This is a genomic window from Kribbella albertanoniae (assembly GCF_004348455.1).
Taxonomy (GTDB): domain Bacteria; phylum Actinomycetota; class Actinomycetes; order Propionibacteriales; family Kribbellaceae; genus Kribbella; species Kribbella albertanoniae.
In genome coordinates, this window is sequence record NZ_SMKA01000312.1 from 1 (window position 1) to 10,506 (window position 10,506).

Here is a 10,506-nt window from a genome sequence, read left to right on the forward strand (position 1 = left end):
GGGTTGGGGTAGCAGCTCACCGGGGAGTTGAGGGTGATGAACTTCCACTTGATTTTGGCGGTGAGGGTTAGGCCGGGGTCGTCGTACGAGGTGCCTTTGAGGCGGGTTTCTACGATGGCGCCTCGGCGGCCGGCCTTCAGGCGGATGGTCAGGGTCGGGAGTTGGTAGGCGGCGCCGCCGGGGATGGGGCCGGTGACGGTGATGACGGCGGTGCGGCCGTCCAGGCGGACGGACGGGGTGGAGTTGAGGCCGGAGCCGCCGGTCAAGGTGGCGCTCACGTACGACGAGTTGGGTGGGATCGGGACGCGGAGTGAGAGGTCCCGAACCTCTTTGAGCTTGAAGCCTTTGACCTCGCCGGGGAGTTGGCCGGGTTTGAGGTCGACGGTGATCGAGAAGCGGTGGTTCGGCTTGACGGTCGCGGGTGCTTTCGCGTCGACGCCTTGGCGTAGCGAGAGCAGGTGCTTGCCGAACTTGGTGTCCGCCCGGCACGCGTAGCTCGCGGCCGGCTGGGCTGCCGCGGGCTGGGCTGCCGTGGGAAGGCCGAAGACCAGCGGGAGTACGGCGACACCGAGAACCAGCAGACTGCGGTGAGTAGCCATGTCGCTACTCTAAGCAGTCATCACCGGCTGTGAGGAGCCTCGTCTCACTGTCCGAACAGGAACCAGCCACCGGCTCCCGCCGCCACGAAGACCACCGGCAGCGCGGCCGCGAACCACACCCAGAGCCGGCGGCGACGTCGTACAGGCGGGTTTGTCGCGACGGTCGTCGAGACCTCGTCGTCGTCGGTGATGCTGGTGCGCTCGAGGGCACGCAGCGGCGCCTCCTGCTCCAGCCGGTACGCCTCGGCCTCGAGCCGCTCGGCCAACGTCTCGGCCCGGTCCCAGCGGTCGACCGGGTTGTAGGCCAGCGCCCGCGCGAAGATGTCGTCCAGCTCGCCGACCCCCTCGTGCAGGACCGGATACAGGCTGTCCGGCAGCAGATCCGGGTCCCTGTTGAGCACATCGGGAATCGACGCGACGCTGTACGGCGGACGCCCAGTAAGCAGCGCATAGGTCACAGCAGCGATCGCGTAGATATCCGCGCGCTCGTCGAACCCGCCGTCACCGCGCCCCTGCTCAGGCGCCATGTACGACGGTGTGCCGACCGCCTGGGTCAGTCCGGATGCCTCGGCGGCCCGCTTGGCCAGCCCGAGATCGGCCAGCACGATCCGGTGCGTACCGCCGCCGGACTCGATGCCGGTGTTCTCCCGGAGCAGCAGGTTCGCTGGGGTGACGTCGCGGTGCACGACACCCTCGTTGTGCAGCGCGGAGACCGCCCGGGCCAGGTCCGCGCCCCACCACAAGGCGTCCACCGGGTCCAACCGGCCTTGCCGCAGCAGGTCGCCGAGGGTGCCACCGCCGACGTAGTCCATCACGAAGTACGGGCGGCCGTCCGGCAGCCGGCCCAGGTCGAAGACCCGGACCACCCGGTCGCTGGCGATCCGGCGCATCAGCCGCGCCTCGGACAGGAAGCGTTCGCGCACGTCGGCGCGCGACGCCCAGTTGTCGGCGAGGATCTTGACCGCGACGTCCACGTCGAGGTCGTCGTCGTAGCCTCGCCAGACCGTCGCGAACGCGCCCGCGCCGATCTGGTCCTGCAGCCGGTACCGTCCGATGACATCCATCGAGAGCTATTGTCGTTCACGACCGGTTCGAACGGGGACAGCACTCTCTGGGGGAGTATGAACGAGGAGCTCGAAGCACTCGCGGCGCGCACTCTGAAGGACAATTCAGAGATGCCCGAGCTGCTGCACGCCATCCGGCCGCTGGTGCAGCGACGGGTGGCGAAGTTCCTTCCGCACCGCGAGGACGCCGAGGAGGCGGTCCAGGACACCCTGCTCCAGGTGGCGAACAAGCTGCACACCTTCAAGGGCACCGGCAGCTTCGCCGGCTGGGTGACGATCATCGCCACGAACCAGGCCCGTCAGACCTACCGTTCACTCAAGCGCCGCTCGGTCGAGCAGACCTCGGAATACCTCCCGGAGGCCGCCGATCCGCGGACGACGTCGGTCATCGCGGGCTCCCGCCTGGATCTGCTCGAAGCGCTCGAGCACCTCGAATCCAGCCACCCTCAGCTCGTCCAGCCGCTGGTCCTGCGCGACCTCGGTGCCCTCACGTACGCCGAGATCGCGGACGAGCTCGACGTACCGCTGGGGACTGTGAAGGCCCGCATCCACCAGGCCCGCAAGGCCGTGGCGGAGCGCCTTACTGTGCGCTGACCCAACCCTTCACCACCGCGGTGGCCGCGGCACGCTCGGCCGCGGGCAGACCGGCGAGGTTCGCACCATGGTTGCCGCCGGGAACGACGTACCAGTGGCAGTCCTTGGTGCCGGGGCCTCCGATGAACGGCTCCGCGCTCCACGGATCGTTCTCGCCGTAGACGAAGAGGATCCGCTCGGCGGCTGTCTTCATCCAGTTGTCGACGTCGAGCATCGCGCGCGGATCATGCTTCGGCTCGATCGCATCCGGGACGGTGGCCTTCGCTGAGCTGGCCTCGGGATAGTGCAGCAAACCCTTGAGCCACGTGGTGCCGGTAACCCCGTCGGGCCAGTTGAGCTGGGCGACGGACTGGTAGTAATAGGCCAGGTACGGCGCGATGCCGTCGTCGGCGTACGTCGACCAGCCGACGATGCCGTCGATGAACGTGAACAGCTGCTGGGGTGTCGCCGTCCGCCCGGGGACCTGCGCGCAGTTCGCCTGGGTGCGGTACTGCCAGAACTGGAACGGTGTCTCGAGAACCGCCGCCTCGAGGACGCGATCCGCCGAACCGTAGCCGAGGTCGTACTTGTCGCCGAGGGCGGCGACCTTCGCGACCATCGCCTGCCGGTGGTAGAGAGCGTTGCGCTGCATCATCCGCAGCGCCTCGTTACAGGCCGGATCGGTCCCCGCCTGCTGGACGAAATCGACGTACACGTCGTCCTCGTTCACGGTGTCCTGGGGCGCGACGTACGCGATCGTCGCGTCGACATCGGCTGGGTAGAAACGGCGATGGTAGACCGACGTCATGCCGCCCTTACTCGCGCCGGTCGAGAGCCACTTGCCGCCGTACAGGGTCTTGAAGGCCTGGACGATCCGGTGGTGGTCGGTCGCGGCTTGCCAGATGTCGAGCTTGGTCCAGTCCTTGCTCGCCGGGGTGGACTTCTCGAAGAAGCGCTGCTCGATATCCAACTGGTTGCCGCTGACCAGGCTCGTCGGCTCTGCGGCGTATGCGCCGACCGCCCCGCCGTAGCCGGAGGTGGCGAGGACCATCGGGCGGTCGAATCCCCTGTGCCACAAGGTGATCCGCTGCTCGAATCGCTCGCCACTCTGCGCGTGGTGATCGGTGGGCTGGGAGTACCAGAGCACGAAGAACGGCCGCCCGTTCATCAGCCGGCCGCTCTCGATCCGCAGCCCGGCGATCGTCTCGAGCCGGGCGCGGACCGCAGCGACCGAGTCGGCTGCCGCCGCCGGAGTGGCCGGGAGGACGAGGAACCCGAGCACCAAGAGCAGGCGGAACCACGGCATACGGTCACTCCTTGAGCGCTAGTCGACACTCTGAGTAACCAGACTAGCTGTATCGGTGGCGAACCTCCACCGCCCGGCGCAGGTCGTCGAGGTAGTTGGCGACGGCACGGCGGATCCCCGAGGTGACGGTCTCGTCCTTGCTCAGCGCCTCGGCGGCACCGATCAGGTCGGCGTCGATCGCGTACTTCGGCACGATCCGCATCGTGGTCAGCATCAGCACCATGCCCGCCCGGATGTCCGCCGTACCGGCGATCTCGGTGAAGAACCTCCCGACGTACGGCGCCGTGATCGCGGACTGACCGGGATGCCAGAAGCCCTCGGCCGTGGCGAGGAGTTCGCGGACGCCGATCTCCGGGTCGGTCATGATCCGGGTCCAGGCTGCCTCCTTGCCGGCCGGTGACGCCGCTCGGCAGCGCGCGGCCTCGACCGCACCTTCGGAGGACTGGTCCCGGGCATGCTCGGCGACGATCTCCAGCTCGCCGGCCGCGTCGAGCCGCACCAGCCGGAGCAGGATCGCCCACCGCAGGTCCTGCCCGATCTCCAGCCCGCGCGGCACCCGTTCGGCGGTCAGCCAGCTCTTCAGCAGCTCCGAGTCATTGGTGGTTGCGACGAAACCGCGGGCGGTCGCGAGCTGCAGGCTGCTGCCCGGCTCCACGCTCGCAAGCTTCCCTTCCAACGCATCCGCAACCACCGCGCGGGACTCGTCGTACGGCAGGTAGCCGCCGACCACTCGCTCGGTCAACCAACGGACGAGCGACTCGACCGCGACATCGCTGTCCTCGTCCCCGACGGTTGTGGCGAAGAGGTTTAGCGCCTGCCGCGGATCGAGCTCGGCGGTCATCGTCGCGTCGCGCACCGCGTTCCAGATCACGGCGCGCGTCGTACTGTCGGCGATCTTCGGCAGTACGGCGGGCAGGTTGGCCAAGGTGATTTCGTCGAGCCGGATCTTCACCCAGGTATCGTCCTGCGCATCCGGCACGATCACCGCGATGTCGTTGCTGAGGGCAACCTCAGCCGTATCCCCGGCCAGCACCAGCTCGACGATCGTCGGTGCACCGGCCTCGTCGTACCCGCCGACCGTCAGAGTGTGCGGGCGGCGCGAGTCGTCCGGGCTCTGCCGATGCAGGATGACACCGGTCGCCGTGCGCTCGGCGGTGAGCGTATCCAGACCCGAGGTCTGCAGCCACTGCTCGGACCAGTTCGCGAGACCGGTCGCACCGGCCTCGGTGAGCTTGGTGATGAACTCGGCCAGGTCCGCGTTGCCGTACTCGTGTGCTGCCAGGTGCGCGTTGACGCCCTTGAGGAACACGTCGTCACCGAGGTACTTCGCCAGCTGCTTGAGCACCGCGGCACCCTTGGCATACGAGATGCCGTCGAAGTCGTCGAGCGACTGCCGCGCGTCCTTCAGACTCTCCGGCGCGACCGGGTGGGTCGAGCTGCTCTGGTCGGTCTGCATCCCCCACCACTTGCGGACGAAGGCGAAATCGGTCCAGTTCCCCTGGTACGACGTCGCTTCCTCGGCCACGCGGTGAGCCATGTACTCGGCGAACGACTCGTTCAGCCACATGTCGTTCCACCACTTCATGGTGACCAGGTCACCGAACCACATGTGCGCCATCTCGTGCACCAGCACGCGCGACCGGGTACTGCGCTCGGCCTCGGTCGTCTGGGCCCGGTAGAGGAAGTCGTCGGAGACCGTGACGCAGCCCGGGTTCTCCATCGCGCCGAGGTTGAAGTCCGGCACGAAGACCTGCCAGTACTCACCGAACATGTAGCGCTGCGCGAACATCCGGTGGTACGCGTCGAACGCGTCCCGGGTGGTCCGGAACAGGTCCTCCGCATCCGCCTCCAGCGACTCCTTGAGCGATTGCCGACAGGCCAGTCCGAGGGAGATCCCGTCGTACTGGCTGCGGATCAGGTGGAACGGTCCGGCAGCGATGGCGACGAAGTACGTCGACAGCGGCTTGGTCTCGGCCAGCGCCCACTCCCCCGGCGCTGTTTGGGTGGCGGCGCCGTTGCCGAGCACGACCCAGTCCTCGGGGCACTTCACCGTCACTGTGTACGGCGCTTTGAGGTCGGGCTGGTCGAAACACGGGTAGTAGCGCGGTGCGGACTCCAGTGACGACATGCCGTAGGTGTAGACGCGTCCGTCGGCAGCATCGACCGACCGGACCAGGCCCTCGCCGTCGACGGAGTACTTCTGCACGGTGTGGATCACGAGCTCGTTCTCGGCCTGCAGACCGGTCAGTGGGAAGCGACCGTCGGCCAGCAACTCCGGGTCAAGCGACTGCCCGTTCAGCTCGACCGAGAGCAGGCGCTCGGGTTTCACATCCACCCAGCTCGTGTCACCGACCGCGGTGAACCGGATCCGGCTGGTCACCTCGAAGGTGTCGCCGGGATCGGTCAGGTCGAAGTCGACCAGGTAGGACCCCAGGGCTAGGTCCGTGGCTCGTTGCCGAGCTTCATCCACTGTCAAGGCGCGCATGCCCTGAACGCTATCTGACTGACCGGGCAACTAGCTTCGCGAGAGCGCGGACCTCGTCGTTCGTGGTTTCGGCGGCGATCCGCTCGATGACTTCCGCGTCCTCCGGCTTCGCCAAGGTGCTCAACACATTCAGCGCGCTCAGGTGGTCGAAGCCGGCGCGGATGTCTTCGCCGGCCTCGGCCGGCGGGCCATCCAGGATGCGCAGAGCTACCTGGCGGGTCTCCTCGGACACCTCTTGCAGCGGGTTGCCGCCGCTCACCTGCGTGTACGCCGCGGCCACCTGGTACATGTTCAGCGCCCGGCAGACCATCGCGAGGTTGCTGCTGTGCAACAGCGCGCTGTAGGCCTGCAGGGGGATGTCAGTCATGCCCGCACGCTAGCCGCTGCCCGGAGATGCTCAGCCAGGAGGTAGGCGCCTTGGGGAGCGTTGGTGGCGTAGCAAAGGAGGTGTGCTCGGGTCGACCAAACGTCCTCGAGAGGACAGATGTCGATCGAGGTGATCGCGTCGACCGCGCGGCGCGGGACGATCGCCAGACCGGCTCCGGCCGTGGCCAGGATGATCACGGTGTGCAGCGTTGGCACGAGGGTCCGGTACCGCGGGACCGGGGCGTGCGGGCCGAGGCGCTCCTCCATCCACAGCGTCAGCGGGGAGACCCGGTCCAATGCAATCAGGGGATGCTCGGCAACTTCGGCGTACGCGATCGAACTCCGTCCGGACAGGACTCCACCGGCCTGTCCGATCACCACGAGCGAGTCGTCGGCCAGCGGTTCGGTCCGCAGCGGGGTCGGCTCGTCGTCCAGGATCACGCCGAGGTCGGCCTCCCCGGCGGCGAGGATTCGGACACTCCGGACGGTACGGCGTTCCTTCACATTGACGTCGTACTCCGGATGGTCGCGGAGGAAGGTGGCCAGCGCAGCCGGCACGAGTTGGTGCATCGCCGATCCACCGGCGACCAGGCGGACCGGTTCCGTACCGGAGACGGCGTACGACGCGACTGCGCTGTCCAGGCGGGTGGTCTCGGCCAGCACCTCGCGCGCATGCCGGGCCAGCGTGGCACCGGCGGGAGTCAGCCGGACGCCTCGGCGTTCGCGGATCAGGAGCGGGACACCGGCCTGCGCTTCGAGGGCTCTGACCCGCGCACTGGCCGAAGGCAGGCTGAGGTGCATCGCCCGGGCGCCGCCGGTGATCGAGCCTTCCGTGGCCACGTGGGTGAAGAGGCGGAGGTCGTCGAGGTCGTACCGCATGAGTTCAGCCTACGCCTGGGCCTTAGGCTGGCTACGGGGATCGCGCATTGTGGAGTCCCGATCCAGGGCCGATCCTCGAAGAGTGCTGATCATCCTGCTGGCCGGTGTCGCCGCCGGTGCCCTGAACGCCGTGGGCGGTGGCGGGAGCTTCGTGGCACTGTCCGCGCTGGTAGCAGGCGGCATGCCACCGGTCACGGCCAACGCGACCTCGACCGTCGCGCTGCTCCCGGGCAACGCGACCAGCGCTTGGGTCTACCGGCGCCAGATCCACGTCTTCGAGCATGTGACGACGCTGCGGTTGACTCTGGCCAGCGTGTTCGGTGGCGCACTTGGTGCGGGGTTGTTGCTGTGGTTGCCATCGGCATCTTTCGATGCGGCGGTCCCGTGGCTGCTGGCCTTCGCCACGCTGGTCCTTGCCTTCGGCAAGCGGCTGAACCGCGCCTTCAGTCTTGGCATGCCGGGGCCGGCGGTGATCCTGACCGGGCAGTTCCTGCTGTCGATCTACGGCGGCTACTTCGGTGGCGCGGTCGGCACGATGATGCTGGCTTTCTGGACCGCGACCAGCTCGCTCGACACTGCGCGCGGTACGCCGCTGCGGGTGATCCAGGTTGGCGCGGTGTTCCTGACGGCTGCGGTGATCTTCGTATTCGCTGCTGATGTGCTGGATCAGCCGCAGCGTCTGATCGCGATGCTGTGCGGCGCGATCATCGGCGGTTACCTCGGAGCGCATCTGGTACGGCGGCTCCCGCAGGTCGTCCTGCGGACGCTCGTGCTGTCCACGGCGGTCGCGATGACGATCCTCTTCTTCGTGCGAGCCTTCGGATGAACCGGGCCCAACTCGCCATGGCCTACCAGGCCTGCGAAGTCTCCGACCTGGCTCGGTCAGCGGCCGAGGTGGACGATCCGGCGGCTGCTTTGGCGCAGGCAGAACTCGTACTGGCCGCGGCCCGGGAGCTCGTGGTCGCCGCAACCAGGCTGGCCTGCCCGACGGCCGACGTACCGACTGATCCGTTGCAGCTGTTCGCCTACCAGCACCCCGATGAGGCGGCCGAGGATGTCGCGGACTGGCTCGATCAGTCGACGGGGCGCTGACCGACCTCTTTGCGCTCGTGATTGAGGTACAGCCCGGCCGCGGTCGAGACGCTCGTCAACAACCACACCGCGACTCCGGCATCGTCGGTCACACCGATGATCGGCAGCAGGTCCGGCAGGATGTCGAACGGCGAGACCAGGTAGATCACCGCGAGCACCCACAACGTCATCCGGCTCTTCGGCAGCTCGCCGTACTCACCCTTCCGCGCCGCCCGAATCAACCTCGGCAAAGCCCGCGCCCGCTCGATCACATCCCCCACCGGCACCGGCTCCCCCTTGGCGATCTTCCGCGCCCGAACCTTCCGCCGCCGCACAAACCCGAACGCCGAAACCCCAGCCCCGATCACCACCAGCCCAACCCCCACCACAACCGCCGGCAGCCCCACAACGTCAGCATCCCGAAACACCAGAGTGCCAACCCCCAGCACCACCAACAGCCCACCGAAATAAACCATCCCCCCACTCTAGAACCGCAACCCTGCAATCCACCCCACCACCGAACCCCATTTGGTGGGCTGACCCATCAAATCGCCCGGGCAGCCCTGGGACCCGAGATCGTGGGGCAGTCACCTTGAGCACCCACCAACCATCTGACGCCCGCCGAAACGGCTGAACCGTGCTCAAGGTCGCCCGGCCGGCGCACCTTGAGCACCCCTCAACCACGGTTCGGGTGCGCGCGTGGTTGAACCGTGCTCAACGTCGTACCGGCTCATGCAGCGACCGGGCTAACCAGCCTTCGAGTTCCCCACCGCGGCCCGGCCCTGGGTCAGCCACCAGATCGGAGACGGCGCGATCCCCCGCAGCTGCCGGCACATTGGCGGTCGCGGACCTGCAGGCCATCACAATTGCGGTCGCCCACCTGCCGCCACGCTCAGCCGGGGCCGCGGACCTCAGTTGTGATGGCCTGCAGGTCCGCCACCACCCACCAACCGCCGCCGGTCGGCCCGGTTGAGCGCAGCGCGAGCGTGAACACCCCCATCCCGACCGCGTTAGCCGGTGGTGGCGGTCCGGCCGGGTTGCGCGCGGGACGAGCGTTGGACAGCCGGCCCGCCGACGGCCGCCAGCTGATGGGTTCCCCCATCAGGTTGTGGGTTCTGTACTCGCATGCGGGTCAGGAACCCACAAGCTCGTGGGTTAACCCAGCGAATGGGGTCGGGGTGAAACGGCGTTCTTCGGGGTGAGACGGTGTTTTAGTCGATGAGGGATTCGACGATGGTGGTCATGCGGTCCACGGGGATGGCGAAGCCGATGCCGATGCTGCCGGAGCGGGAGCTGCCGAGGGTGGCGATGGCGGTGTTGACGCCTACTACCTGGCCGGCGGCGTTGACCAGGGGGCCGCCGGAGTTGCCGGGGTTGATGGCGGCGTCGGTCTGGATGGCGGACTGGCGGGTGTTGTTGTCGCCGAAGCGGGCCTGACGGTCGACGGCGCTGACGATGCCGGCGGTGACGGTTCCTTCCAGGCCTAGTGGTGAACCGACGGCCAGGACCGGGTCGCCGACATGCAGCTGTGCGGACCGGCCGAGCGTGAGCGCGCGCAGCCCCTCGGCGTCGGCGGGCGCGACCTGGAGGACGGCGAGGTCGTTGTTCGCGTCCACGCCGAGAACGTCCGCGTCGACCTGGCGGCCGTTCGACAGGACCAGGGATACATCGCTCGCTCCTTCCACCACATGAGCGTTGGTGACTACGTGCCCCTGGGCGTCGATCGCGAACCCCGAACCGGTCGCCCGGCCCGCCCGCACCGACACCACCCCGGGCAGCACACTCGCCGCAGCCGCCGAGATCGAACCCTGCTGCGCCGCACCCGCCGGAGCCGCCGCCTGCGGCAGCTCCACCGAACTCGGACCGCTCTCCCACCCACCAGTGACCGCACCCGCCAGCCCGCCGGCAACCAGCGCTAACGCCACAGTGCCCAGTACGACGCCCGCCCGGCGACCCCGGGCTGGACCCGTCACCCCGGCCTGAGGTGCCGCCGCCATCGGAGAGGGGGGAGCCAATGGCGAGGCGGAGGCCGGGGTGACGGAGAACGGAAAGGCAGCCGAAGCCGCCCGATGAGCCCCACCCGCGTGAGCCGCGCCGGGTGTGGGGAGGAGCGGCGGTGCCGCGGATGGGGTGTCGGGTGCAGAGAAGGGTGGCTGTCTCTTA

At 68.3% G+C, this 10,506-nt stretch carries 12 protein-coding genes; 3 read left to right on the top strand and 9 right to left on the bottom strand.

Annotated elements, in window-relative coordinates:
- Positions 1–599, bottom strand: a 599-nt coding sequence (locus tag E1261_RS39070) for a hypothetical protein (RefSeq protein WP_132414796.1), incomplete at its 3' end; no start/stop codon positions are given.
- A 44-nt stretch (positions 600–643) separates the two neighbouring features.
- Positions 644–1,663 (bottom strand): serine/threonine-protein kinase, encoded by a 1,020-nt coding sequence (locus E1261_RS39075; protein ID WP_132414797.1) that lies wholly within the window; start codon positions 1,661–1,663, stop codon positions 644–646.
- A gap of 111 nt (positions 1,664–1,774) precedes the next feature.
- On the opposite strand from E1261_RS39075, the gene E1261_RS39080 reads away from it, so the two are divergent.
- A complete protein-coding gene (locus E1261_RS39080; RefSeq protein ID WP_238176711.1) occupies positions 1,775–2,257 on the top strand; it encodes an RNA polymerase sigma factor in 483 nt (160 codons plus the stop codon).
- Here the strand turns inward: E1261_RS39080 and E1261_RS39085 are convergent.
- The 4 genes from E1261_RS39085 to E1261_RS39100 are packed head-to-tail and all read right to left on the bottom strand — an operon-like array spanning position 2,244 to position 7,272.
- Positions 2,244–3,542: a S28 family serine protease gene (locus E1261_RS39085; protein WP_132414799.1), complete on the bottom strand. Its 1,299-nt coding sequence runs from the start codon at positions 3,540–3,542 to the stop codon at positions 2,244–2,246. The genes E1261_RS39080 and E1261_RS39085 overlap by 14 nt on opposite strands.
- A gap of 43 nt (positions 3,543–3,585) precedes the next feature.
- Positions 3,586–6,027, bottom strand: a complete 2,442-nt coding sequence (pepN, locus tag E1261_RS39090; protein WP_132414800.1) for an aminopeptidase N — start codon at positions 6,025–6,027, stop codon at positions 3,586–3,588.
- 10 nt (positions 6,028–6,037) lie between these two features.
- On the bottom strand, positions 6,038–6,394 hold the full coding sequence (locus tag E1261_RS39095; RefSeq protein ID WP_132414801.1) for a hypothetical protein: 357 nt from the start codon (positions 6,392–6,394) through the stop codon (positions 6,038–6,040).
- Positions 6,391–7,272 (bottom strand): LysR family transcriptional regulator, encoded by an 882-nt coding sequence (locus tag E1261_RS39100; protein WP_132414802.1) that lies wholly within the window; start codon positions 7,270–7,272, stop codon positions 6,391–6,393. The genes E1261_RS39095 and E1261_RS39100 overlap by 4 nt, the downstream gene beginning before the upstream one ends.
- Positions 7,273–7,354: 82 nt before the next feature.
- Here E1261_RS39100 and E1261_RS39105 point away from each other — a divergent pair, with 82 nt between their 5' ends.
- Together E1261_RS39105 and E1261_RS39110 are read left to right on the top strand one after the other, a co-directional pair.
- Positions 7,355–8,098, top strand: a complete 744-nt coding sequence (locus E1261_RS39105; RefSeq protein ID WP_238176712.1) for a sulfite exporter TauE/SafE family protein — start codon at positions 7,355–7,357, stop codon at positions 8,096–8,098.
- Positions 8,095–8,364: a hypothetical protein gene (locus E1261_RS39110; protein ID WP_132414804.1), complete on the top strand. Its 270-nt coding sequence runs from the start codon at positions 8,095–8,097 to the stop codon at positions 8,362–8,364. Before E1261_RS39105 ends, E1261_RS39110 begins: the two co-directional genes overlap by 4 nt.
- On the opposite strand, the gene E1261_RS39115 is transcribed toward E1261_RS39110, so the two are convergent.
- The 3 genes from E1261_RS39115 to E1261_RS39125 all read right to left on the bottom strand — a co-directional run bounded on the left by E1261_RS39115 (position 8,346) and on the right by E1261_RS39125 (position 10,268).
- A complete protein-coding gene (locus tag E1261_RS39115) occupies positions 8,346–8,819 on the bottom strand; it encodes a YkvA family protein (RefSeq protein ID WP_132414805.1) in 474 nt (157 codons plus the stop codon). The two genes, E1261_RS39110 and E1261_RS39115, sit on opposite strands and share 19 nt — an antisense overlap.
- A 416-nt stretch (positions 8,820–9,235) precedes the next feature.
- On the bottom strand, positions 9,236–9,445 hold the full coding sequence (locus E1261_RS39120; protein ID WP_132414806.1) for a hypothetical protein: 210 nt from the start codon (positions 9,443–9,445) through the stop codon (positions 9,236–9,238).
- 109 nt (positions 9,446–9,554) lie between these two features.
- On the bottom strand, positions 9,555–10,268 hold the full coding sequence (locus E1261_RS39125) for a S1C family serine protease (RefSeq protein ID WP_238176713.1): 714 nt from the start codon (positions 10,266–10,268) through the stop codon (positions 9,555–9,557).
- Positions 10,269–10,506: the final 238 nt, after the last annotated feature.